This is a genomic window from Achromobacter sp. 1011791174 (genome assembly GCF_059760925.1).
The window spans coordinates 1-21980 of record NZ_JCBANH010000084.1; the positions used below are offsets into that span (position 1 = coordinate 1).

General features: G+C 70.9%; 21 protein-coding genes, 1 pseudogene and 2 riboswitches. Of the genes and pseudogenes, 11 read left to right on the plus strand and 11 right to left on the minus strand.

Annotation, left to right across the window (positions count from 1 at the left end; all coding sequences use genetic code 11):
* Nucleotides 1–167 (plus strand): annotated as a pseudogene (locus tag AC6LJ5_RS23310) (RNA-binding S4 domain-containing protein); the annotation flags it as partial.
* Nucleotides 168–180: 13 nt separating this feature from the next.
* On the opposite strand, the gene ppk2 reads toward AC6LJ5_RS23310, so the two are convergent.
* Complete coding sequence (ppk2, locus tag AC6LJ5_RS23315; RefSeq protein WP_199770835.1) at nucleotides 181–1359, minus strand: polyphosphate kinase 2; 1179 nt, start codon at nucleotides 1357–1359, stop codon at nucleotides 181–183.
* Nucleotides 1360–1550: 191 nt separating this feature from the next.
* Between ppk2 and AC6LJ5_RS23320 the strand changes: the two genes are divergently transcribed.
* A complete protein-coding gene (locus tag AC6LJ5_RS23320; protein ID WP_498141747.1) occupies nucleotides 1551–1988 on the plus strand; it encodes a hypothetical protein in 438 nt (145 codons plus the stop codon).
* Between the two features lie 34 nt (nucleotides 1989–2022).
* Here AC6LJ5_RS23320 and AC6LJ5_RS23325 read toward each other — a convergent pair whose 3' ends face one another.
* A complete protein-coding gene (locus AC6LJ5_RS23325; RefSeq protein ID WP_103273756.1) occupies nucleotides 2023–3213 on the minus strand; it encodes a trans-sulfuration enzyme family protein in 1191 nt (396 codons plus the stop codon).
* A gap of 155 nt (nucleotides 3214–3368) precedes the next feature.
* On the opposite strand from AC6LJ5_RS23325, the gene AC6LJ5_RS23330 reads away from it, so the two are divergent.
* Nucleotides 3369–4376, plus strand: a complete 1008-nt coding sequence (locus AC6LJ5_RS23330) for a hypothetical protein (protein ID WP_103273755.1) — start codon at nucleotides 3369–3371, stop codon at nucleotides 4374–4376.
* 22 nt (nucleotides 4377–4398) lie between these two features.
* Here the strand turns inward: AC6LJ5_RS23330 and AC6LJ5_RS23335 are convergent, their stop codons facing one another.
* The 5 genes from AC6LJ5_RS23335 to AC6LJ5_RS23355 form a co-directional block, all read right to left on the minus strand.
* A complete protein-coding gene (locus AC6LJ5_RS23335) occupies nucleotides 4399–5055 on the minus strand; it encodes a methionine ABC transporter permease (protein ID WP_103273754.1) in 657 nt (218 codons plus the stop codon).
* Nucleotides 5036–6157, minus strand: a complete 1122-nt coding sequence (locus AC6LJ5_RS23340; protein ID WP_392409006.1) for a methionine ABC transporter ATP-binding protein — start codon at nucleotides 6155–6157, stop codon at nucleotides 5036–5038. The genes AC6LJ5_RS23335 and AC6LJ5_RS23340 overlap by 20 nt, the downstream gene beginning before the upstream one ends.
* A gap of 21 nt (nucleotides 6158–6178) precedes the next feature.
* The gene (locus AC6LJ5_RS23345) at nucleotides 6179–6940 is read right to left on the minus strand and encodes a MetQ/NlpA family ABC transporter substrate-binding protein (RefSeq protein WP_233772873.1); all 762 of its coding nucleotides are present in this window, start codon (nucleotides 6938–6940) and stop codon (nucleotides 6179–6181) included.
* A gap of 336 nt (nucleotides 6941–7276) precedes the next feature.
* Complete coding sequence (locus AC6LJ5_RS23350; protein ID WP_103273752.1) at nucleotides 7277–7699, minus strand: CopD family protein; 423 nt, start codon at nucleotides 7697–7699, stop codon at nucleotides 7277–7279.
* A 96-nt stretch (nucleotides 7700–7795) separates the two neighbouring features.
* Nucleotides 7796–9199, minus strand: coding sequence for a spinster family MFS transporter (locus tag AC6LJ5_RS23355; RefSeq protein WP_498141748.1), 1404 nt, complete (start codon nucleotides 9197–9199; stop codon nucleotides 7796–7798).
* A gap of 216 nt (nucleotides 9200–9415) precedes the next feature.
* Here AC6LJ5_RS23355 and AC6LJ5_RS23360 point away from each other — a divergent pair, with 216 nt between their 5' ends.
* Nucleotides 9416–10393, plus strand: a complete 978-nt coding sequence (locus AC6LJ5_RS23360; protein ID WP_498141749.1) for an AraC-like ligand-binding domain-containing protein — start codon at nucleotides 9416–9418, stop codon at nucleotides 10391–10393.
* Between the two features lie 31 nt (nucleotides 10394–10424).
* On the opposite strand, the gene AC6LJ5_RS23365 is transcribed toward AC6LJ5_RS23360, so the two are convergent.
* Nucleotides 10425–10889, minus strand: coding sequence for a hypothetical protein (locus tag AC6LJ5_RS23365; RefSeq protein ID WP_498141750.1), 465 nt, complete (start codon nucleotides 10887–10889; stop codon nucleotides 10425–10427).
* Nucleotides 10890–11071: 182 nt separating this feature from the next.
* On the opposite strand from AC6LJ5_RS23365, the gene AC6LJ5_RS23370 reads away from it, so the two are divergent.
* Nucleotides 11072–12169, plus strand: a complete 1098-nt coding sequence (locus tag AC6LJ5_RS23370; RefSeq protein ID WP_498141751.1) for an NAD/NADP octopine/nopaline dehydrogenase family protein — start codon at nucleotides 11072–11074, stop codon at nucleotides 12167–12169.
* A gap of 1 nt (nucleotide 12170) precedes the next feature.
* The gene (locus AC6LJ5_RS23375; RefSeq protein ID WP_498141752.1) at nucleotides 12171–13184 is read left to right on the plus strand and encodes a 3-hydroxybutyryl-CoA dehydrogenase; all 1014 of its coding nucleotides are present in this window, start codon (nucleotides 12171–12173) and stop codon (nucleotides 13182–13184) included.
* A gap of 64 nt (nucleotides 13185–13248) precedes the next feature.
* On the opposite strand, the gene ampC is transcribed toward AC6LJ5_RS23375, so the two are convergent.
* The gene (ampC, locus tag AC6LJ5_RS23380) at nucleotides 13249–14415 is read right to left on the minus strand and encodes a class C beta-lactamase (protein ID WP_498141753.1); all 1167 of its coding nucleotides are present in this window, start codon (nucleotides 14413–14415) and stop codon (nucleotides 13249–13251) included.
* 172 nt (nucleotides 14416–14587) lie between these two features.
* Nucleotides 14588–14689, plus strand: a riboswitch (glycine riboswitch).
* Nucleotides 14690–14692: 3 nt separating this feature from the next.
* Nucleotides 14693–14774, plus strand: a riboswitch (glycine riboswitch).
* A gap of 46 nt (nucleotides 14775–14820) precedes the next feature.
* Between ampC and AC6LJ5_RS23385 the strand changes: the two genes are divergently transcribed.
* Nucleotides 14821–16047, plus strand: a complete 1227-nt coding sequence (locus AC6LJ5_RS23385; RefSeq protein WP_498141754.1) for a D-amino acid dehydrogenase — start codon at nucleotides 14821–14823, stop codon at nucleotides 16045–16047.
* 71 nt (nucleotides 16048–16118) lie between these two features.
* On the opposite strand, the gene AC6LJ5_RS23390 is transcribed toward AC6LJ5_RS23385, so the two are convergent.
* Both AC6LJ5_RS23390 and AC6LJ5_RS23395 read right to left on the minus strand, forming a co-directional pair.
* On the minus strand, nucleotides 16119–17453 hold the full coding sequence (locus AC6LJ5_RS23390; RefSeq protein WP_392409014.1) for an MFS transporter: 1335 nt from the start codon (nucleotides 17451–17453) through the stop codon (nucleotides 16119–16121).
* A gap of 194 nt (nucleotides 17454–17647) precedes the next feature.
* Nucleotides 17648–18307, minus strand: coding sequence for a GntR family transcriptional regulator (locus AC6LJ5_RS23395; RefSeq protein WP_103273743.1), 660 nt, complete (start codon nucleotides 18305–18307; stop codon nucleotides 17648–17650).
* A 128-nt stretch (nucleotides 18308–18435) separates the two neighbouring features.
* On the opposite strand from AC6LJ5_RS23395, the gene AC6LJ5_RS23400 reads away from it, so the two are divergent.
* The 4 genes from AC6LJ5_RS23400 to AC6LJ5_RS23415 are packed head-to-tail and all read left to right on the plus strand — an operon-like array spanning nucleotide 18436 to nucleotide 21975.
* The gene (locus AC6LJ5_RS23400; protein WP_158658393.1) at nucleotides 18436–18600 is read left to right on the plus strand and encodes a hypothetical protein; all 165 of its coding nucleotides are present in this window, start codon (nucleotides 18436–18438) and stop codon (nucleotides 18598–18600) included.
* Nucleotides 18593–19948, plus strand: coding sequence for an amidase (locus AC6LJ5_RS23405; RefSeq protein WP_498141755.1), 1356 nt, complete (start codon nucleotides 18593–18595; stop codon nucleotides 19946–19948). The genes AC6LJ5_RS23400 and AC6LJ5_RS23405 overlap by 8 nt, the downstream gene beginning before the upstream one ends.
* A 15-nt stretch (nucleotides 19949–19963) precedes the next feature.
* The gene (locus AC6LJ5_RS23410; RefSeq protein ID WP_103276411.1) at nucleotides 19964–21160 is read left to right on the plus strand and encodes a CaiB/BaiF CoA transferase family protein; all 1197 of its coding nucleotides are present in this window, start codon (nucleotides 19964–19966) and stop codon (nucleotides 21158–21160) included.
* A complete protein-coding gene (locus tag AC6LJ5_RS23415; protein ID WP_498141756.1) occupies nucleotides 21157–21975 on the plus strand; it encodes an enoyl-CoA hydratase in 819 nt (272 codons plus the stop codon). The genes AC6LJ5_RS23410 and AC6LJ5_RS23415 overlap by 4 nt, the downstream gene beginning before the upstream one ends.
* The last annotated feature ends 5 nt before the right edge of the window (nucleotides 21976–21980 follow it).

Below are 21980 nucleotides of genomic sequence, written 5' to 3' on the forward strand. Positions count from 1 at the left end.
CCGCGCCGGTGGCGCGGCAGCTCTACGAGGAAACGCAGGAAAGCGCGCAGGCGCGCGAACGCGCCGCCGAGCAGCGGCGGCTGGCGCCCGAGCCGGCGCTGGACCTGGCCGACGGCCGGCCGACCAAACGCGACCGCCGCCTGATCGACCGCATGCGCGGCAAGTAGGCGGCCGACCCGATCAGAGCGCGCGGCCCACGATCAGCGGATCCAGCGCCATGTCCGGATCGCCGCTCTTGCCTTCATACGGCAGGCGGTTGAGCACGTAGCGCATGGCGTTCAGGCGCGCGCGCTTCTTGCAGTCGGACTTGACCACGATCCACGGCGCGTCGGCCGTGTCGGTGTGCGCGAACATGGCTTCCTTGGCGCGCGTGTAATCGTCCCACTTGTCCAGCGAGGCCAGATCGACCGGGCTGAGCTTCCACTGCTTGAGCGGATGCACCTTGCGCTGCTGGAAGCGGCGGCGCTGCTCTTCCTGGCTCACCGAGAACCAGAACTTGACCAGGTGGATGCCGCTGGACACCAGGTGCCGCTCGAAGTCCGGCACCTGACGCAGGAACTCCAGGTACTCGGCCTGATCGCAGAAGCCCATCACGCGCTCGACGCCGGCGCGGTTGTACCAGGAGCGGTCGAACATGACGATCTCGCCCGCCGTGGGCAGGTGCTGCACGTAGCGCTGGAAGTACCACTGGCCGCGTTCGGTATCGGACGGCTTTTCCAGCGCGACCACGCGCGCGCCGCGCGGGTTCAGGTGTTCCATCATGCGCTTGATGGTCCCGCCCTTGCCGGCCGCGTCACGCCCCTCGAACAGAATCACCACGCGCTGGCCGGTGGCCTTGACCCAGGCCTGCAGCTTGAGCAGCTCGACCTGCAGCGCGTACTTCTGCTTTTCGTAATTGCGCCGCAGCATGCGGTGGCGGTAGGGATAGATGCCCTCGCGCCAGTCCACGGCCAGCTCGTCGTCCGGATTGCGGCGGCCGACAGGCCCCTGCACGTTCACTTCCAGCAAGGCGCGGTGCACGGCGCGCGCGTCATCCGGCGACAGCTCCTCGATCACCGCGCGCAGCGCCTCCTGCGCCTGGCCGGGGCCGGCGGCCTGGTAGCGGCGGGCGATGTCGGCCAGCACGGCGGCCGTCTCCTGGCGGGCGGCGTCCTCGCGCTCGGCGACGCGGCGGCGCAGCTGGGCGGCGGGCTCGTCGGCCGCAGCGCGAGGGCGGGCCGCCGGCGCGGCCGCATCGGCGCCGCCCTTGCGCGCCGGCGCGCGGCGCGGCGCCGCGCTGCGACGGGAAGCGCCCGTGGCGCGCTTGCGCGTCGCGTCCGCCGTGTCCGATTCGGTGGATGGCGTGGTCTTGTCTGTCATGGTCATGGTCCTTGCTGCGCGTGGCCCGGGCCACGAGCGGCGAACAGCCGCCCGCGACCGGCGAGGAAAAAACGGCAACCCTAACCCGCTCGCCGCCGGGCCTGTTTGATCCGGATCAATGCTTGTAACATTTTTGCAATGCGTGGACCTGCTACCCTGCCCTGTCCGCCCCCTTCCATCACCCATTGCCCATGTGGTCACGCCTGAAACGCCTCTGCACCCGCCACCCCGCGCAGCCACCGGCCAGCCGCGTGCACGTCGACGACGCAGGCATCTGGCGCGACGCCGGCGCGGCGGGCGTGACGGAATTCTGGCCCTGGGCCAACGTGCGCGAGTTCGGCTTCCGCCTGCTGCTGGCGGGCTTTCCCGATCCCTGGAGCGGCGACTATCTGGAAGCCAGCTGGTTCATCCGCGTGCCCAGCGACGGCGGCGGCTTGCTGGCCGTGGACTTCGACGCGGACGCGCTGGATCCGGACCATCTGCCGCCGGCGCTGCTGCGCCGCCTGCCCGGCCTGGACCTGGCCGCGCTGCGCCAGGGCGTGGCGGCGGCGCGGCGCGCGCCCAGGGATGGGCTGCGCGAGGGCGAATGGCTGGCCTGGCGCGGCGCCGCCACGGACGCCGCGCCCTGACACCGCGCCAGCCCGGCGACCGCCGACGCGGGAACTAGGCGCGATCCAGCCCCTGCTTCAGGTCCGCGAGGATATCGTCGGGCGTCTCCAGTCCCACCGACAAACGCAGCAGTCCTTCTGACAAGCCATAGCGCTCGCGGTCCTCGGCCGAATAGCTGGCATGCGTCATCGACGCCGGATGCTGGATCAGCGTCTCGGGATCGCCCAGGCTGACCGCGATGCGCGCCAGCTTCAAGCCATTGAGCAGACGCCGGCCCGCATCCAGCCCGCCCTTCAATTCAAAGGCCACCAGCCCGCCGCCGGCCGATTGCTGGCGGCGCGCGATCTCGGCGCCGGCCGTGTCGGCCAGGCCCGGGTAGAACACATCGGCCACCGCCGGATGCTCGCGCAGCAGCCGCGCCACGCGCAGCGCCGATTCGCTGTGACGCTGCACGCGCAGCTCCAGCGTCTTCAGGCCGCGCAGCACCAGGAAGGCGGTGAAGGGCGACAGCGTCGCGCCGGTGTAGTAGCGCAGCCCTTGCAGGCGCACCGCGTCGACCAGTTCCTTGCGGCCGGCCACGGCGCCGGCCAGCAGGTCGCCATGGCCGCCCAGGTACTTGGTGGCCGAATGCAGCACCAGGTCGGCGCCCAGCGCCAAGGGACGCTGCAGCACCGGCGTGGCGAAGGTGTTGTCGACGATGGTCAGCAGGCCCTTGCCGCGCGCGATGGCCGACACCGCCTGGATGTCGACCAGCCGCAGGTTGGGATTGGCCGGTGTCTCGAAATACACGGCGCGGGTCTTGGGGCCGATGGCGGCGGCCACCGTCTCCGGGCGCGTGAAATCGGCGAACACCGCGCGCACGCCGAAACGCGCCAGGCCCTGCGTGAACAGCGTGAAGGCCGTGCCGTAGACGATCTGGTCGACCACGATCTCGTCGCCGCTTTGCAGCAGCGAGAACAGCGTGGCCGAGATCGCGGCCATGCCGGACGCGGTGACGACGGCGGCCTCGGCGCCCTCCAGAGAGGCCAGCCGCTCTTCCAGCAGGGCCTGCGTGGGATTGCGCGTGCGGCCATAGACGTAGCCGCTGCGCTCTCCCAGGCGGATCTCATCGAAGGCCTCCAGGCTTTCCTGCGTGTAGGTCGAGGTCAGGTAGAGCGGCGGCGACAGCGCGCCCTGCTCTTGCAGCGGGTCATAGCCCAGGTGGATGGCGCGCGTGGCGAAGCCTTGCTGCGAGTGATCGGTCATGACGGGACTCCTGTGTGGTCCATGTTGATCGAAGACGCGGCCATGGCCGCGCCGGAAAGTGCTGCCTGCCGCCGTGGCGCGCCGGCGCCGCATTGACGCCGCCGCGCGGCGTTGTTACATTTTGAGATCCCCCACGCATTCCCAACCGGCATCCCATGAACCCGCAATCCGGGCCCATCCAGGCTCCAAGCCAGGCGCCACTGTCCGCGGCGGCGCAGCGGCGCGCGGGCTGGCTGCTGCCCCTGCTGCTGGCCTGCGCGGTCTACATGGCCGAGGGCACGCTGCGCATGCTGCTGGCGCGCCAGCCCGCTACCAGCCTGGAAGTGCTGGGCATGTTGGCCTTGCCGCCGCTGCTGGTCTGTGCGCTGTTCTCGATCGGCAAGCGCTTCCGCGATCCCCGCCGCCAGCTGTACATCGTGCTGGTCGTGGGCCTGGTGATGCTGTTGGGTGATGCCGGCCAGGCCTGGAGCCGGATCGAGCAGAACCGCCAGCGCGAGCTGGCCAACGCCGGCATCCGCGACGCCATGGCCGTGCTGCGCCGCATGGCCGGCGGCGCGGAGAAACCCGGCGCGCTGCCCGACATCGATCCCACGCCTCGCGCCCACGGCGCCTACGGCGAGCTGGAGCGCGCGGTCAAGACCGTGGCCGGCCAGCGGCTCGCGCAGCACAAGGCCTACGTCAAGGATCTGGACGACATCGGCCTGCCGCGACTGTTCGATCCGGGCCGGCTGGCGCGCGACACGGGCCTGGTGGAAAGCCGCATGATTCTCGAACTGGCCGGCCGCCTGCTGCCGGCCTACCGCCAGCGCAACCAGCAGGCGCTGGACGACATGCCGGCGCTGATACGCGCGCTGGATATCGACGACGACGCCAGGACCCGCATGCTCGACGGCGTGGCGGCGCAGCGGCCAGCGCGGCTGCGCGACGTGAACCGGGCCTGGGACCTGGAAACGCGCATCCTCGACGAATTCGGCCAGATGATCACGCTGCTCGACGACAACCGCCCCTACTGGGTCGCGCGCGGCGGACAGCTGCTGTTCGAGCGCGACGACGACCTGGCGCGCTATCGGAAGCACCAGGCCCGCGTCGACGCCCTGGTCCGCGAACAGGACCAGTTGGGCGCGCAGCAACTGGCCAGCCTGCTGCCGGCCACCCTGCCCTGACATACGCCGTCGCATCGCCGCGTCAGCGCTTGTGGTCGGCGCGGCGCGACAGCCATTCGCCGGTGAACTGCACGATCGACACCAGCGCGATCAGGATCACGATCACCTCGAACATCACGCGCGTCTCGTAGCGCTCGTAGCCGTAGCGGATCGCCAGGTCGCCCAGCCCGCCCGCGCCGACCGCGCCCGCCATGGCCGAGGCGTTGATCATCGCGATCACGCTGACCGTCATGCCGCCGATGATGCCGGGCAAGGCCTCGGGCAGCAGTACGTGGCGCACGATGTGCAGGCGGCGGCAGCCCATGGCGCGCGCGGCCTCGACCAGGCCGGGGTCCACGTCGTTCAGGCTGACCTGCGCGATGCGCGCGAAGAACGGCACCAGGTTGGCCGACAGCGGCACGATGGCCGCCCAGGTGCCCAGCGTGGTGCCCACCAGCAGCCGCGTGAAGGGCAGCATGGCGATCAGCAGGATGATGAAGGGAATCGCGCGGAACGTGTTCACCGTGATCGACAGCGCGCGGTTCAGGCGCGGCTTCGGATACAGCCCGCCCGAGGCCGTCACGGTCAGCACCAGCGCCAGCGACAGGCCCAGCGCGATGGCGATCACGGCCGACACGCCCACCATCGCCAGCGTCTGCAGGAAAGCCTGCAGGTATTTATCAAGCATCGGCAGCGACATAGCCCAGCACCTCGATCTGATCCGCCGCCAACGCGGCGCGCGCGGCTTCCTGCCGCAATATGCCCGCGGGCACCGACACCAGCAGGCTGCCTTGCGCGTGGCCGCCCAGCCGGTCCAGCCCCCCATGCAGCAGCGTGGCGCCCGGTCCCAGCGCGGCCAGCGCCGCCAGGGGCACGCCCTGCGCGCGGCCGGCGCCGGTATAGCGCAGCCGCAGCACGCCGCTGGCGCCGGGCCCTTGCGGCTCGGGCGACAGGCGCGCGGCCAGGTCGGCCGGCAGGTCGTGCTGCAGCGGCCGCAGCAATGCGCGCGTGGCCTCGGCCCTGGGATCGCCGAACACGCGCCAGACCTCGCCCTGCTCGACCTTGCGGCCGCCGTCCAGCACCAGCACCTGATGGCAGATCTCCCGGATCACCGCCATGTCGTGCGTGATCAGCACCACGGTCAGGCCGAGCTTGCGGTTGATGTCGCGCAGCAGCGCCAGGATGGATTGGGTGGTCTCGGGATCCAGCGCCGACGTGGCTTCGTCGCACAGCAGGATCCGCGGCTCGTGCACCAGCGCGCGGGCGATGCCGACCCGCTGCTTCTGGCCGCCGGACAGCTTGGCCGGATAGGCATCGGCCTTGTCGCGCAGGCCCACCAGGTCCAGCAGCGCGTCGACCCGGACGCGCGCGGCGGCGGGCTTGACGCCGGCCACGCGCAGCGGCAGCGCCACGTTCTCGGCCACGGTCTTGGCCGACAGCAGGTTGAAGTGCTGGAAGATCATGCCGATGCGGCGCCGCAGCGCCACCAGCCCGTCCTCGTCCAGCTGCCCGACATCGGCGCCGTCGATCAGCACGCGGCCGGCGCCGGGGCGCTCCAGCATGTTGATGGTGCGCAGCAAGGTGGACTTGCCCGCGCCGCTGCGGCCGATGATGCCGAAGATCTCGCCGCGCGCGATGGAAAAGGACACGTCCGACAGCGCCGCCACCGGGCCTTGCGGCCCCTGGTAGCGCTTCTGCAAGCTGTCGAACACGATGTGCTCGCGGTCGCGCGCCGCCTCGGGCGCGCTGGCCGGGGCCGCGCCGGCCAGCGGCTCGGCCAGGGGAAGTTCGTAGTGCTTCATGATGGATCGCGCCAGCCGGCGTCAGAACACCGGAATGACCGAACCTTCGTACTTGCTCAGAATGAACTGGCGCACTTCCTCGGAATGGTAGGCCTTGACCAGCTCCGGCACCCACGGCGCGTTCTTGTCCTGCTCGCGCACCACGATGATGTTGACGTAGGGATTGTTTTCCTTCTTCTCCACGGCGATGCCGTCGCGCGTGGCGATCAGGCCGGCCTGGTAGGCGAAGCTGTTGACGATGGCCGCCGTGTCCACGTCCGGCAGCGAACGCGCCAGCACCACCGAGGCGCTCTCGACGAACTCCAGTTTCCTGGGGTTGGACGTCACATCGGCCAGCGTGGCCGTGCCGGTGAACGGATCGAAGCCATCCTTGAGCGTGATCAGTCCCTGGTCGCGCAGCACCACCAGCGCGCGCGTCTGGTTGCTGGGATCATTGGGGATGCCGACCTTGGCGCCGGGCGGCAGGTCCTGAAGCGACTTGTACTTCTTCGAATAGAAGGCGATGGGCGAGATCAGCGTATTGGCCACCGGCACCAGCTTGTAGCCGCGCTGCTTGATCTGGTCTTTCAGGAAGGGAATGTGCTGAAAGGAGTTGGCTTCCAGGTCGCCGTTGTTCAGCGCCTCGTTGGGACTGGCGGTGCCGGTGATCACCACCGGCTCGACGGCCAGGCCGTTCTTCTTGGCAACCCGCGCCACCACTTCCCAGATCTGCTCGTCCACGCCGCCGCGCACGCCGACCTTCAAGGGCTTGGGATCGGCCGAGAAGGCCGGGCCGTGGAACATGGCGGCCGAGGCCAGGATCGCGCCCAGCAAGCGCTTGAAAAACCGCCCGCGCGCCGAGCGCGCCGCGTGCGCTTGCCGCTCTCCGACGGGCTGCGTTTCGTCCTGGGCCAGTCCGGCGATGAAAAAACGGGTAGTCATGATGGAATCGCCTCTAAGTCTGTGCAGTTATGAGAGTGAGACGATTCTAGGGACGCGCTTATCGCGGGCGAACGAATACTTGGTTGAGTCCTTATTACACGGGTGTTTCCATATGGCGCGGGCGCATATGCCGGCCCATTGCGGATTGCGGCAAGCAGCCTGGAGGCGCCACACGCGGACGCGGCCGGACCGCGCCGCTCAGAACGGCTTGACCACCGCCAGCGTGACGATGGCCGCGGCCGCCAGCACCGTGAACGGCGCATACAGATCCAGCGCCGGCGGCCGTCCGCCGGCGCCGCGCGCCATGCGGCCCAGCGCCGCGCTCTGGATGCCCAGCAGCGCCGACAGCACCGCCGCGATGCCGATCTTGACCCAGATCCAGTTCATCGCGAACCAGCCCAGGCTCATGGCCAGGTGCAGGCCGACCAGCCAGCTCAGGGCCATGGCCGGCGTGGTCACGAACAGGGTCCAGCGGCGCAGCGCGCCCAGCATCTTGCGTTCCTTGGGCGCCTCGCCTTCCTGCGGCTGGGACGTCAGCAGGAACAGCGACACGAACAGCGAGCCGCACAGCCACGCGGCCACGGCCGCGACATGAAGCATTTTCAGGAGTTGGTAGGTCATGCGCGGATTATCGCCGCAGGCACACGCGGCGGCGCGCCGGTGGCGTCGCCCGAACCGCGACGAATTGTCGCGCCCCGGCGCCGCAGCCCGTAGCCGCTACGCGGTCGAGGCCGGCCGCGCCGTCAGCGGCGCCGCGCCATCGGACGCTTCGGCCGCGCCGGGCGCCGCCTCGGCGGCCAGGCTGCGCCGGTAGCTGCCGCAGCCCATCGCCAGCAGGACCACGCAGGCCACCGCCGCCGCGCCGATCATCGCGGACAGCGACTGCCCCACCGCCGCCGGATCGCGGAACCAGCGGTCGGTCAGCAAGGCCACCGCCGTGGTGCCCAGGCCCAGCCCGATCAGGTTGGAGATCAGCAGGAACAGCGCCGAGACCTGCGCGCGCAGCTGGTTGGGCGGCAGGATCTGCATCGCGGCCGTCGACGTGGGCATGGGAAAGGACGCGAAGAACATGGCCGGCAGGAGCAGCCCCACCGACAGCCACAGCGAATCGACCTGCGTGAACGCCACCGCCGGCGCCGCCATGCAGGCCGCGCCGATCACGCCGGCCCGCAGCGGCGCGTCGGCATGGCCGCGCCGCGCCAGCGCATCCATCAGCCAGCCGCCGCAGAACACGCCGGCGGTGTTGGCCGCCAGCACCACCGCGCCCAGCATGTAGCCCGCCTCGGTCGGCGACAGGCCGAACTTGCGCATGTAGAAGGCCGGCGTCCAGCCCAGCAGCGCGAACAATGCCATCGCGTAGAACGAGAACCCCAGGAAGTGGCAACAGAAGGTGCGCCGGTGCCGCGCCAGGAAGCGGAAGGTGTCGCCGATGGCGGGCTTGCTGGCGCGGCCGTCGGCGCCCAGGCGCAGGCCGCGCCGGCCGGGATCTCGCACCGTCAGCAGAATCAGCAGCGCCACCAGCAGGCCCGGCAGCCCCACCACGAAGAACGTCACCTGCCAGGGCCGCAGCGCGCCCAGCAGCGGCAGCGCCACGGTGTCCACGCTTTTCAGCAGGTTGATCACATAGCCGCCGATCAGGAAGGCCAGTCCGCCGCCGATGAACGAGCCGATCGAATACACGCCCACTGCCCGGCCCAGCCGGTCGCGCGGGAACATGTCGCTCAGCATCGAGTAGGTGGCGGGCGACAGCGCCGCCTCGCCCACGCCCACGCCAATGCGCGCCAGGAACATCTGGGCGAAGTTGCGCGACAGGCCGCAGACGGCGGTCGCCAGGCTCCAGAAGGCCACGCCGATGGCGATGATGCGCGGCCGCGAATAGCGGTCGGCCAACAGCGCGATGGGGATGCCCATGAAGGCGTAGAACAGCGAGAATGCCAGCCCGTGCAGCAGGCTGAACTGCGTGTCGCTCAGGCCCAGGTCGCGCTTGATCGGCTCGATCATCAGCGCCAGGATCTGCCTGTCGACGAAGGAAAATATGTACGCTAGCATGCAGACCAGGACCACGTACCATTCGTAGGCGTAGCGGCGCGCGGGCGCGCTGTCGGGGATATCGCCAGTCATGTCTTTTCCCTTGCGTGGCGGCGCTGTCGCGCCAGCCTTGTTCCGGCCGGCCGCGCATCGCCTGCTTGTGTGCGCCAGGTCCGGCCGCCGCGCGGCGCCCGTCCTGGAGTTCCCAGGCCGGCCCGGCGGGCGCGGCCTGGTCCGTCAGTTGTAGGCCTTTGCCGGGCGCGGCTCTATACGGGGCGCGCAAGCACTGTTCCCGGGGCGCAGGAAAGCATGTTCCAAGACTCGATTCCGCTGCAACGCCATTGCCTGCTCGACTCGGCCAACATGGCCGAGATCCGGGATCAGGTCAGCCATCACCTGTGGTCGCACCAGATGCGCGTGCCTCAGGGAAATCCCTTGCAGTCGCGCCTGTACGGCGTGTATTTCGGCAGCGCCGCGCTGTTCGACCTGCGCTATGGCGCCGAGGTCGAGATCGACGCCGGCGATATCGCCAGCTATTACCTGGTGCGCGCCACGCTGGCCGGCAGCGGCATGGTCGAGCTGGGTCGCCGCAGCGCCGCCATCCGCGCCGGCAGCCTGACCGTCTCCTCGCCCTCCGAACGCAGCCTCATCCGCGTCGGCAGCGACTGCCGCAGCCTGATCCTGCGGGTGGAGCGGCCGGCGCTGGAACGCCGCCTGCAACAGCTGCTGGAGCGTCCGCTCAGGGCGCCGCTGGTGTTCGACGTGGACGTGGCCGAAGGTTCGTCGGGCATGGCGGCGGTGCGCCAGACGCTGGACTATCTGTGCCGGCTGCACCAGGACCCCGACATCGACCGGCTGGCGCCGGCGCTGGCGGCGGGCTTCCCGGACTACCTGATGTCATTGCTGCTGATGCAGCTGCCGCACAACTACAGCGACGCGCTGCGCGCCGAGCGCCGGCAGCCGCTGCCGCTGCACGTCAGGCGCGCGCGCGACTACATCGAAAGCCATCTGGACGAAGCCGTCACCCTGGCGGAGCTGGCCGCGCTCTCCGGCGTGTCCACGCGCACCCTGCAGAACGGCTTCGCGCGCTTCCTGGGCCAGAGCCCCATCGACTACATCCGCGGCCTGCGGCTGGCGCGCGTGCACGCGGCGCTGGAACAGGCCGGGCCGGGCGACAACGTCACCGACATCCTGCTGCGCCACGGCGTGACCAGCTTCGGCCACTTCGCCAGCCACTACCGCAAGCGCTACGGCTGTCGGCCGTCGGACACGCTGCGCGGCCGCTAGCGCCGGCACGGGCCGCCGCCCGCGCCTGGGCTCAGCCGCCGGCACCGCGATGGCGGTATTCGCCCGGCGCGCCCAGCACCGCCTGGAACTTGCGGGCCTCGCCCGAATAGGCATGCTTGGCGGGTATGGTCAGCGTGACGCCCGACAGGCCGTTGCGCTTCGGTCCGCAGGACCAGAAGCCGTTGGAGATCTCGGCGTAAGGCACCCGGGCCACGACGCGCGGCGGCTGGCCGGACTTGGCGCCGCCGGACCTGGCATCGGCCAGCCACTCGATCCAGACGCGGCAGCTGACGTGCTCGAAACCCACGTTCTCCAGGATCACCCGGTAAGTGCCCTTCGCATCGCCGGAGCGCCAATGCCCGCCCTCCAGCGTCGCCACGAGCTCGGCCTCGTCCAGATTTGTGTCGGGACTGAGATCGGCGCTGGCATCGGCTCCGGCAACGGCGGAAGCCGCCAGGAACGAAAGGCTCAATAGCGCTGCGGCAAGGATTTTCATGATGCTGACGACCTGTTGGAAAGCGATGTCGAGAATTGGAGCATGCGCCCGCCGTGGTTTGTAGCACACCGCCAGGCCGGCCCGAATCCCTTGCCGGAATGGAACGGCGCTTGCGCGTTCGGCGCAGACCGGCCGCCATCCGCGCCGCTAGGATCGTCGCATCGTCATCAAGGAGCACGATCATGCGCGTCACTGTCATCGGAGGCGGACACGGCTGCTACGCGGCCGCCGCGGACCTGCACGAAAAAGGCCACGAGGTGCGCTGGTGGCGGCGCGACGCCGAGGCCAGCGCCGCGCTGGCCAAGGCCGGCGGGCTGGAGGTCACCGACTATCGCGGCACCCGCCGCATCGCCATCGGCGACGGCCCCGGCCAACTGCGGCTGGCGCGCGAACTGCGCGACGCGGTCCAGGGCGCCGAGCTGATCGTCATTCCGCTGCCCGCCACCACGCACGACGAGCTGGCGCCCCGGCTCGCGCCGCTGCTGGAGGAGGGGCAGGTGGTGTTCCTGCCGCCCGGCACCTTCGGCTGCCAGCTGTTCGCGCGCGCCCAGCGCCAGGCCGGCAACCGCGCGCAGGTCGCCTATGCCGAGACCGGCACCCTGCCCTACCTGGCGCGCAAGCACGGCCAGCGCGTGGTCATCAGCGGCTACGCCACGCGCCTGCCCACCGGCGTCTTCCCCCTTCGGCTGGCCGATGCCGCGCTGCGGCGGCTGGCCCAGGCCTATCCCAGCGTGGAGCCGGCGGGCGACGGCCTGTCCGGCGCGCTCATGAATGCCGGCCCCATCATCCACCCGCCGCTCATCCTGATGAACGCCGGTCCCTTGCAGCATTTCGAGCGCTGGGACATCCACAACGAAGGCACCCAGCCGGCCATCCGCGCCGTGACCGATGCGCTGGACGCCGAGCGCGTGGCGCTGCGCGAGGCGCTGGGCTATGGCGCGCCGCATTTCCCGCTGGCCGACCACTACGCCAAGGAAGGCGATGAATGGATGTACGGGCGCGGCGCCCATGGCCGCCTGACCGACAGCGGCGACTGGCGCGAGACCATCGACCTGCACCGCCACCGCTACATGCTGGAGGACACGCGGCTGGGGCTGTCCTTCCTGGTGTCGACGGGCCGCTGGGCCGGCGTGCCCATGCCGGTGGCGCAGGGCCTGCTGGCCCTGGCCTCGGCGCTGACCGGGCGCGACCTGTACGCCGAGGGCCGCACGCTGGAGAACCTGGGCCTGTCCGCGCTGTCGCGCGCCGACATGCGCGCGCTGCTGCAAGAGGGCTATTGAGATGGCCGCCCCCTTGTGCGTGATCGGCGCCGGCCGCATGGGACAGGGCATCGCCGCGTCCTACCTGATCGCCGGCCTGGAGGTGTCACTGATCGACCTCAAGCCCCGCGCCGCCGATGAACAGGCGCGCGTCCACGACGCGGCCCGCGCGGCCGTGCGCGCCGAGCTGGGCATGCTCGCGCGGCTGGGCGTGCTGAGCGAGGACCAGGCCGACGCCGCGCTGGCCCGGCTGCGGCTGCGCGCGAGGGACGATGCGGCCGCCGACCTGCGCGCGGCGCGCGCGGTGTTCGAGGCCGTGCCCGAACGCCTGGACGCCAAGCGTGACGCGCTGCGCTGGCTGGACGAGGCCTGCCCGGCCGACGCCGTGGTGGCATCGACCACGTCCACCTTCCTGGTCACCGAACTGGCGGCGCTGACGGCGCATCCGGAACGCTTCCTGAACGCGCACTGGCTCAACCCGGCCAGCCTGATCCCGCTGTTGGAAGTCAGCCGGGGCCCCGCCACCCGCGATGCCGCCGCCGACCAGCTGCTGGAGCTGCTGCGCATGGCGGGCAAGACGCCGGTGATGTGCGCGCCGTCCGCCGGCTACATCGTGCCGCGCATCCAGGCGCTGGCCATGAACGAGGCGGCCCGCATGGTCGAGGAAGGCGTGGCCAGCGCCGAGGACATCGACACCGCCGTGCGCCTGGGCTTCGGTTTGCGCTTCTCGGTGCTGGGCCTGCTGGAATTCATCGACTGGGGCGGCGGCGACATCCTCTACTACGCCTCGCGCTACCTGGCCGGCGCGCTGGACCCGCGCTTCGCGGCGCCGGACGTGATCGCGCGCAACATGGAACAGGGCCGCAACGGCTTGCGCGACGGCCAGGGCTTCTACGACTACGCCGGCGTGGACGTGGACGCGTATCGGATGCAGCGGCTGGAGCAGCTGCGCGACCGGCTGGCGCTGCTGGGCCTGCTGCCGCGCTGCGGCTCGGCGCTGAACGGGGCCGGCGCCGGCGCGGCGCCGGCCGCCTGACCGGAGACCGTCCGGCGGACCGGCCTAGGCAGCGCCCGCCGCCGCGACTGCCCCACGCGCCTGCTCAACGGCCTCCCGTCTCCAGCGCATCCAGCACCTCATAGGCCAGGCGCACGCGATCGGCGTTGGGATAGTTGCGGTTGGCCAGGATCACGATGCCGATCCGGCGTCCCGGCACGAAGGCGACGTAGGCGCCGAAGCCATTGGTGGCGCCGGTCTTGTTGATCCAGGCGTCGGCGCGCGGCGCCAGCGGCGGACGCAGCGCGCGCACGTCGTGCGTCTCGAAGGCGACCGTGTTGAAATTGCCTTCCAGCACGGTATCCAGCGGCGCCGGATAGCGATACTGCTCCCACACCAGGTCCTGCGTCATGCCGCCCAGTTCGAAGTAGCCCCGGTGCGTGTCGGCGATGGCCTGATCCAGCTTGGCGTCGCCGCTGGTGCCGCCCAGGTTCAGTTCCACGAAGCGCAGCAGGTCGCGGGCGCTGGTCTTGACGCCGTAGGCCTCGTCGGCCAGCACGCCGGGACTCACGCGCACCGGCTGGTTGCGCTTGTCGTAGCCCTGCGCGTAGCGCGCCATCTGGTCGGCCGGCACCTGCAGATAGGTGCTGGGCAGGCCCAGCTTGGGCAACAGCGTGCCCTGCATCAGCGGCACATAGGCCTGGCCCATGGCATTGGCGGTGGCCACGCCCAGCATGCCGATGCTGGGATTGGCATACGTGCGGCGCGTGCCCTCCGCGTAGCTGGGTTGCCAGGCCTGCAGATAGGCCATGAGCTGGGCGCGGTCGCGCACCGTGTCAGGCACCTGCAGCGGAAAGCCGCCCGCCGTGTGCGTGGCTAGGCCCAGCAGCGAGACCTTGCCAAAAGCGCTGCCCGCCAGCTCGGGCACGTGGCGCTCGACCGGATCCGCCAGCGACAGCCGACCCAGCGCCTGCGCATAGGCGGCCAAGGTGGCCGAATAGGTCTTGCTGATCGAGCCCACTTCGAACAGCGTGTCGTTGGTGACCGGGACGCGCGTCTCCCAGGATGCCAGGCCGAAACTGTAGAAATGCTGCTCGCCCTGCCGGGTCACGGCCACCGCCATGCCGGCGATTTCATGCTGCTTCATCACCGTCAGCACGGCCGCGCGCACGCGGGCGTCGGCGTCGTAGATGGGGGACAGCGCCGACGCGGGCAGCGATGCGGCAAGGGCAACGGCCAGCAGGCAGCGGCGGAACAAGGCGGACAGGCGCATGGAGAACTCCCGGAAAACAGCGCAAGCAAGGCGGGCGGGGCCAGGCGGCGGCGACCGGCATGCCGGCGCGCGCCCCGCGCGAACCCAGGATGGTAGCGCCGCCACGCCCATACTGGTACTAACCCTGAATTCCAGGACGCGAAATATTTGGCTATCCTGCCACGGTCGTAGCAAACACCCCGCAGAAGAGACTCGCCCCGGCCCGGCCGCGCGGCGGGCGCCGACGGAGCAACCGCCCCGGAAACTCTCAGGCAGACAGGACTGCGCGGTGTAGACGATCTGGAGAGAGGCGCATTGCGCGCCCACCGAAGGGGAACCCCGGCACGCGCCGGGCAAAGCTCTCAGGTACCGGGACAGATGGGGTGCAGCGGCCGGCCGGCCGTCGCCACGCCATCTGGAGCAATCATGCCCCGCATCGCCATCATTGGCGCCGGTATCACCGGCGTCACGTCCGCCTACGTCCTGCGCAAGCAGGGTTACGACGTTTCCGTCTACGACCGCCAGCGCTATCCCGCGATGGAAACCTCCTACGCCAACGGCGGCCAGCTGTCGGCCAGCAACGCCGAGGTCTGGAACAGCGCCGCCACCGTGCTCAAGGGTCTGCGCTGGCTGGGCCGCAGCAACGCGCCGCTGCTGCTCAATCCGCGCTTCAGCTGGCACAAGTATTCCTGGCTGCTGCAATTCATGCGCCAGATCCCCAACCACCGCCGCAACACCATCGCCACCACCCGGCTGGCGATCGAGGCGCGCCAGCACCTGTACGACATGGCCGAGGCCGAAGGCATCGACTTCGACCTGGAGCGGCGCGGCATCCTGCACATCTACCACGACGCCGCCAGCTTCGAGGCCGCGCGACGCGGCAACGAGCTGCTGCGCGAAGGCGGCCTGGAACGCTACGCGGTCACGCCCGAGGAGGCTCGCGACATCGAGCCGGCGCTGCAAACGGCCTGCCACGCCGGCTTCTACACGCCGTCCGACGCCACCGGCGACATCCACAAGTTCACGCGCGGGCTGGCCCAGGCCTGCGAGCGACTGGGCGTGCGCTTCGTGCAGGACGCCGACGTCGCCGCGATCGCGGCCGACGGCACGGGCTACGCGCTGGACCTGGCCGGCACGGACGGCGGCGACGACCGGCACCAGGCCGACGCCGTGGTGGTCTGCGCCGGCGCGGCCAGCCGACGCTTCGCGCGGCAGCTGGGCGACACGGTCAACATCTATCCGGTCAAGGGCTATTCGATCAGCGTGCACCTGGACGACGCCGCCAGCCGCGAGGCCGCGCCGCGCGTCAGCCTGCTCGACGAGGCCGCCAAGATCGTCACCAGCCGGCTGGGCGACCGCTTCCGCGTGGCCGGCACCGCCGAGTTCAACGGCTACAACCTGGACATCCGCGCCGAACGCGTGCAGCCGCTGGTGGACTGGACCCGCCGCCACTTCCCCGGCGTCAGGACGGCGCGCGTGGTGCCCTGGTGCGGGCTGCGCCCGATGACGCCGGACATGATGCCGCGCGTGGGTCCGGGCAAGCGGCCGGGCGTGTTCTACAACACCGGCCACGGCCACCTGGGCTGGACCTTGTCGGCGGCCACCGCGCAATTGCTGGCGGCTAGCGTCGGCGAACGGTTGCGGCCGCACTGAGACGACGCGGACGCGGCCGCAACCGGCGGACCGCCGTTCGCCGCCAGCGGCTCGCCGCCCGTCGCCTTGCGCTAGCGCGCCAGTCGGCGCATCGCCAGCGCGACGATCGCGGTCGAGGTCAGCTGCATGGCGGCGACCACGTACAGGCCGGCGGCCACGCCGCCGGTCCATTCCTTCATCCAGCCCATCATGAAGGGCGTGGCGAAGCCCGCCAGGTTGCCGACCGAGTTGATGAAGGCGATGCCGCCGGCGGCGGCCGTGCCGGTCAAGAAACCCGCCGGAATCGCCCAGAACACGGGAAACGCGCCCAGCACGCCGATGGCGGATACGCTTAGCGCGGCCATCGCCAGCACGGGATTGCCGATGTAGGCGGCGGTCAGCGCGAGCCCCGCCGCGCCGACCAGCGTGGCGCCGGCGCAATGCAGGCGCCGCTCGCCGGTCTTGTCGGAGTGCGCGCCGTTGAGCACCATCGCCACGGTGCCCAGCGTGAAGGGGATCGCCGACAGCAGGCCGATGTCCAGCGCGCCGCGCACGCCCAGCTCGCGCACCAGCGACGGCATCCAGAACGCCAGCGTGGCGTTGCCGCCGACGATGCAGAAGTAGGCGGCCGTGCACAGCCACAGCGCCGGCTGGCGCAGGGCCTGGGCGAAGCTGGCGTGCTTGCCGCCGTGGCGCTGCTCGGCCTCCAGCTCGGCTTCCAGCGCCGTCTGCTCGGCGGCCGACAGCCAGCGCGCCTGGCGCGGCCGGTCCGGCAGGTAGCCCAGCACCACGATGCCGGCGATCACCGAGGGTATGCCCTCCAGCACGAACAGCCATTGCCAGTTGCGCAACGGCGCCACGCCGTCCATGCCGCTCATGATGAGGCCCGCGATCGGACCGCCGACCACGCCGGCGATGCCGAAGGACGTCATGAACCAGCCGTTGATGCGGCCGCGCCGGCCGGCGGGGATCCAGTACGTCAGGTACAGCATGACGCCGGGAAAGAAGCCCGCCTCGAACACGCCCAGCAGGAAGCGCAGCAGATAGAACGAGAACGGCGTCGTGACGAAGGCCATGGCCATCGACGTTAGCCCCCACAGGATGGTGATGCGCGCCAGGGTCTTGCGCGCGCCGATGCGCTGCAGCAGCAGATTGCTCGGCACCTCGAACAGGAAATAGCCGATGAAGAAGATGCCCGCGCCCAGGCCGTACACGGCCTCGCTGAAACGCAGGTCCTGCAGCATCTGCAGCTTGGCGAAGCCGACGTTGACGCGGTCGATCCAGGCGAGCAGGAACAGGAAGATCAGGAAAGGAATCAGCCGCCACGCGACCTTGCTGTGCATGCGGGCGGAATCGACGGCCGGGGCATCGCCTCGGGAATGCTGCGGGGCCGGCTGTGCGGCGGGCTGCGGGGATACGGCATCCATGACTAGTTCCTTGGTGTACCGGACTGGGTTGGGGCCCAACCCGTTACAACCAGGCAGGGCGACGCATCAAGATTTTTAAATTTCTTATAAATATATTTTGAAGCATCGCAAAAATGCAGTAATCGGGACTTACCCGCAGTCGGACCCGCGGCGGGCCGAATCCGCCGCCGGTCCGTTCCCTCGACCCTCAGGCTTCAGGCCAGCAGATCCTTGGGCAGCGCCGCGATGAAGGACGCGAAGCTGATCGAGCCCTGGCCGGGACTCATGTGCCGCGTCATCAGCGTGGCGGCGCGGCCCGCGTCCTGGGCCTGGATCGCGGCGACCAGTTCGCCGTGCTGCGCCCACGAGGAAGCCAGGTGGCCGAAGGCCGAATAGGCGTGGCGGCGGTAGGCGCCGGTGCGCGAGCGCATGCGCAGGATCTCCTGGCGCAGATAGGGATTGCGCGCGCCCTGGTAGAGCGCGTCGTGGAAGCGCCGGTTGTGGTCCTGCCAGGCTTCCGCGTCCTCGCGCCGCGCCACCGCGCCGGCGCGTTCGTGGATGGCGGCCAGTTCCTCGCGCTCGGCCGGCGTCATGCGTTCGCAGGCCAGCCGCGCGCCGATGCCCTCCAGCTCGGCCAGCAGTTCCCACATCGCCAGCAGCTGCGCCACGTCCATCTTGGCCACCACCATGCCGCCGCGCGGCAGGCTGTTGAGCAGCCCTTGCGCCTGCAATTGCAGCAAGGCCTCGCGCACCGGCGTGCGCGACACCTCGTAGGTCTGCATCAGCTGCTGCTCGTCCACGGCGTCGCCCGGCAGCAGGCTGCCGTCGCGGATGGATTCCTCGATGGACAGGCGTATGCGTTCGGCGGCCTTCATCGCGGCGCTCCCGGAATCGAAAGGTTCAGGCGTGCACGGTTCGTCATATTATTTTCTTGACTTCTATAAATATATTTATGACACTGGAATCTTATTTTAAGACCTAAGCGTAGCAGGAGACACCCGTCATGGACGAGAAACGCAAGGAAGACTGGCAGTCCTGGGTCGAGCTGGCCTTCCTGAGCCACGGACTGGCCGTGCCGCCGGACGCGCAACGGGCCGTCGCCCGCACGCTGATGCGCCTGTCGGCCGTGGCCGCCGAGATCGCGCCGCGCGAGGACGGCCATGATTGACGCCTCTGCCTTCCTCTCCGTGGCCGGCGCGCGCGCGGCCTATCGACGCGCCGCGCCGCCGCTGCGCGACGCCCACGTCGCCGCCCTGGCCGCCGGCTTCACGCGCCGCGCCGCGCCGCTGGGCTGCGTGGTCCAGCTGTTCGCCCCCGCGTCGGCCCCCGCCGACGCGGACGGGCTGCTCGCCCGCGTGCCGCTGGCGCACAAGGACGCCTTCGACACCGGCCTGCACGCGCCCCGCCTGGGACGCCCGCGCGCCACGGGCGCGCCGCGCCCCGTCGCGGCCGTGCTGCGGCGGCTGGCCGAGCATGGCGCGCTGAACCTGGGCGCGCTGGCCATGGCGGAACATGCCTGCGGCGCCACGGCGGAGAACCCGCACGCGCCAGCCCTGATGAACCCGCTGGACAGCGCGGCGGCGGTCGGCGGCTCTTCCAGCGGCTCGGCGGTCGCGGTGGCGGCCGGCCTGTGCCCGGCCTCGCTGGGCACGGACACCGCCGGCTCGGTCCGCATGCCGGCCGCGACCTGCGGCCTGATCGGCCTGAAGCCCACGCCGGGACGCTTGTCCGCGCAAGGCGTGGCCCCGCTCGCGCCGACGCTGGACACGGTGGGCGTGATCGCCCGCGACGCACTGGACGCCGCCAGCGTCTTCGCGGCCGCCCTGCCCGCCGGCGACGAAGATCCCGGGTTGCCCCTGCGGCTGGACGCGCTGGAGCGCGAGCTGGCGCGCCCGCGAGATTGGCGTATCGCCAATGCGCTGCATGCGCAGGGGGAAGATCCCACGGTCGCCGCCGCGCTGACCGGCTTCGAGCAGCGCCTGCGCGGCGCCGCCAGGCTGAAGCCGGCCGCGCTGCCCGACCTGGACCGCCTGAACCGGCTGGCGCAGATCGTGCTGCACGCCGAGGCCGCGCTGGCGCTGGCGGCGGCCGTGCGCGGCGACCTGGACACGCTGGCCCCGTCGACCCGCGCCATCGCGCTGCCGGGCTGGGCCATGCCGGCCGTCTGGTATCGCCACGCGCTGGCGCAGGCGGCGCCGCTGCGCGCGGCCTTCCTGGCCGGCAGCCTGGGCGACGCCGACCTGCTGCTGGCGCCCTGCTTCCCGCAAGGCGTGCCGGACCGCGACGCGGTCACGACCTCCAGCCCCGCCTTCGACCCGCGCGCGCTGGCCGCGCTGCATCGCCATCACGCCTACGTCAATTTCCTGGGCCTGCCGGCGCTGGTGCTGCCGGTGGGCCTGGACGGCCGCGGTCGCCCCGTCAGCGCGCAGCTGATCGGCGCGCCGGGCAGCGAGGCGCGAATGCTGGCCTTCGCCCGCCAGTTCGCCCTGCCTCACTCCACGTTTCTGCAACGCTGACCCATGGGAACCACCATGTCCAAGATCACCGCCTCCCCCGCCCTGTCGCGCTTTCGCGTCCTCGACCTGTCGCGCGTGCGCGCCGGCCCGACCTGCGTGCGCATCCTGGCGGACTTCGGCGCCGACGTCATCCGCATCGAACCGCCCGCCGGCGTCGATCCCAACGAAGCCATGTTCGCCGCCGACCGCCACGGCGGCGACTTCCAGAACCTGAACCGCAACAAGCGTTCGCTGACGCTGAACCTGAAGAAGCCTGAAGGCCTGGCCGTGCTGCGCAGCCTGGTCGCCACCGCCGACGTGGTGGTCGAGAACTGGCGCCCGGACGTCAAGGCGCGACTGGGCCTGGCTTATGAGGACCTGCGCGCCATCAACCCGCGCATCATCCTGGCCAGCATCTCCGGCTTCGGCCAGGCCGGCCCTTATGCGGGCCGGCCCGGCTTTGACCAGATCATCCAGGGCATGGGCGGGCTGATGTCGGTCACCGGCCATGCCGGCGGCGGGCCGCTGCGCGCGGGCCTGGCCGTGGCCGACTGCGGCACCGGCATCTACGCGGCGGTCGGCATCCTGCTGGCCTTGCTGGAGCGCGAGCGCTCGGGCGAGGGCCAGTGGGTGCACAGCTCGCTGCTGCATACCCAGATCGCGCTGATGGACTTCCAGGCGGCGCGCTACCTGAACGAAGGCGATACGCCCGCACAGGCCGGCAACGACCATCCCACCAGCAGCCCCATGGGCCTGTTCGAGGCCAGCGACGGCGCCTTCAACCTGGGCGCCTCCGGCGAGGGCAACTGGAAGCGCCTGTGCGACTGCCTGAACGCGCCGCAGTGGCTGCAAGACCCGCGCTACGCCACCGAGAAGCTGCGCGTGGCCAACCGCGCCCCGCTCAACGAGGCGCTGGCGCGGCGCTTCCGGGAAGCCAGCGTGGCCCACTGGGTCGAGCTGCTGAACCGCGCCGGCGTGCCGGCCGGCCCGGTCTACACCATTCCCCAGGTATTCGAGGACGAGCAGGTGCGGCACCTGGGCGTGGCACAGTCGGTGACCGGCGACGATGGCCAGGCCTACCGCCTGATCTCGCAGCCCGTCACGCTGACGCGCACGCCCGCCGCCATCGCCCGGCCCGCGCCGGGCTGGGGCGAGCACACCGACGAGATGCTGGCCGAAGCGGGCTACGACGCCGCCGGCATCGCGCGCCTGCGCGCGGAGGGCGTGGTATGACCGGCGCGTCCTCGCCGGCCGGCGGCCAGCCCGCCGGCCACATCCAGGAAGCGCTGCGTGACGGCATCGCCACGCTGACGATCAGCAACCCGGCTCGCCGCAACGCCATGACGCTGGCCATGTGGCGGCAGCTGGCGGCCAGCCTGGCGCGGTTGCGCGAAGCGCCGGACCTGCGGGTGCTGGCCCTGACCGGCGCGGGCTCGCAGGCCTTTGTGTCGGGCGCCGACATCAGCGAATTCGACCAGGCCCGCGACAGCGCCGAGGCGGCCGCCGCCTACAACCAGGCCGTTGCCGAGGCACAGGACGCGCTGGCGCGCTTTCCGGCGCCCACGGTGGCGCTGATCCAGGGCGCCTGCATGGGCGGCGGCATCGGCCTGGCGCTGGCCTGCGACCTGCGCTATGCCAGCGCCAGCGCGCGCTTTCGCATGCCCGCCGCGCGCCTGGGCCTGGGCTATGGCTATGCCGACATGCGCCGCGTGGTGGCGGTGACCGGCATGGCCGCGGCCTTCGAGCTGTTCTACACCGCCCGCACCCTGGACGCCGAACAGGCGCAGGCCGGCGGACTGCTGCACGAGCGTTTCGCGCTGGACGATTTCGAGCGGCTCTCCCAGGCCCGCCTGCAACGCATCGCCGCCAACGCGCCCCTGTCCTTGCGGGCGGCGAAAGCGGCGATACTGGCATCCATGCGCGAACCCTCCGCCGCCGAACTGGAGACCATCGCCGCGCTGGTGCGCCAATGCTTCGACAGCGCCGACTACGCCGAGGGCCGCCGCGCCTTCGCCGAAAGGCGCGACCCCGTTTTCACCGGCCGCTGACGCCG

Excerpts from the sequence above, each read along its gene's own strand:
- ppk2 (WP_199770835.1), bottom strand. The coding sequence starts at position 1,359 with ATGACAGACAAGACCACGCCATCCACCGAATCGGACACGGCGGACGCG.
- AC6LJ5_RS23320 (WP_498141747.1), top strand. The coding sequence starts at position 1,551 with ATGTGGTCACGCCTGAAACGCCTCTGCACCCGCCACCCCGCGCAGCCA.
- AC6LJ5_RS23325 (WP_103273756.1), bottom strand. The coding sequence starts at position 3,213 with ATGACCGATCACTCGCAGCAAGGCTTCGCCACGCGCGCCATCCACCTG.
- AC6LJ5_RS23330 (WP_103273755.1), top strand. The coding sequence starts at position 3,369 with ATGAACCCGCAATCCGGGCCCATCCAGGCTCCAAGCCAGGCGCCACTG.
- AC6LJ5_RS23335 (WP_103273754.1), bottom strand. The coding sequence starts at position 5,055 with ATGTCGCTGCCGATGCTTGATAAATACCTGCAGGCTTTCCTGCAGACG.
- AC6LJ5_RS23340 (WP_392409006.1), bottom strand. The coding sequence starts at position 6,157 with ATGAAGCACTACGAACTTCCCCTGGCCGAGCCGCTGGCCGGCGCGGCC.
- AC6LJ5_RS23345 (WP_233772873.1), bottom strand. The coding sequence starts at position 6,940 with ATGTTCCACGGCCCGGCCTTCTCGGCCGATCCCAAGCCCTTGAAGGTC.
- AC6LJ5_RS23350 (WP_103273752.1), bottom strand. The coding sequence starts at position 7,699 with ATGACCTACCAACTCCTGAAAATGCTTCATGTCGCGGCCGTGGCCGCG.
- AC6LJ5_RS23355 (WP_498141748.1), bottom strand. The coding sequence starts at position 9,199 with ATGACTGGCGATATCCCCGACAGCGCGCCCGCGCGCCGCTACGCCTAC.
- AC6LJ5_RS23360 (WP_498141749.1), top strand. The coding sequence starts at position 9,416 with ATGTTCCAAGACTCGATTCCGCTGCAACGCCATTGCCTGCTCGACTCG.
- AC6LJ5_RS23365 (WP_498141750.1), bottom strand. The coding sequence starts at position 10,889 with ATGAAAATCCTTGCCGCAGCGCTATTGAGCCTTTCGTTCCTGGCGGCT.
- AC6LJ5_RS23370 (WP_498141751.1), top strand. The coding sequence starts at position 11,072 with ATGCGCGTCACTGTCATCGGAGGCGGACACGGCTGCTACGCGGCCGCC.
- AC6LJ5_RS23375 (WP_498141752.1), top strand. The coding sequence starts at position 12,171 with ATGGCCGCCCCCTTGTGCGTGATCGGCGCCGGCCGCATGGGACAGGGC.
- ampC (WP_498141753.1), bottom strand. The coding sequence starts at position 14,415 with ATGCGCCTGTCCGCCTTGTTCCGCCGCTGCCTGCTGGCCGTTGCCCTT.
- AC6LJ5_RS23385 (WP_498141754.1), top strand. The coding sequence starts at position 14,821 with ATGCCCCGCATCGCCATCATTGGCGCCGGTATCACCGGCGTCACGTCC.
- AC6LJ5_RS23390 (WP_392409014.1), bottom strand. The coding sequence starts at position 17,453 with ATGGATGCCGTATCCCCGCAGCCCGCCGCACAGCCGGCCCCGCAGCAT.
- AC6LJ5_RS23395 (WP_103273743.1), bottom strand. The coding sequence starts at position 18,307 with ATGAAGGCCGCCGAACGCATACGCCTGTCCATCGAGGAATCCATCCGC.
- AC6LJ5_RS23400 (WP_158658393.1), top strand. The coding sequence starts at position 18,436 with ATGGACGAGAAACGCAAGGAAGACTGGCAGTCCTGGGTCGAGCTGGCC.
- AC6LJ5_RS23405 (WP_498141755.1), top strand. The coding sequence starts at position 18,593 with ATGATTGACGCCTCTGCCTTCCTCTCCGTGGCCGGCGCGCGCGCGGCC.
- AC6LJ5_RS23410 (WP_103276411.1), top strand. The coding sequence starts at position 19,964 with ATGTCCAAGATCACCGCCTCCCCCGCCCTGTCGCGCTTTCGCGTCCTC.
- AC6LJ5_RS23415 (WP_498141756.1), top strand. The coding sequence starts at position 21,157 with ATGACCGGCGCGTCCTCGCCGGCCGGCGGCCAGCCCGCCGGCCACATC.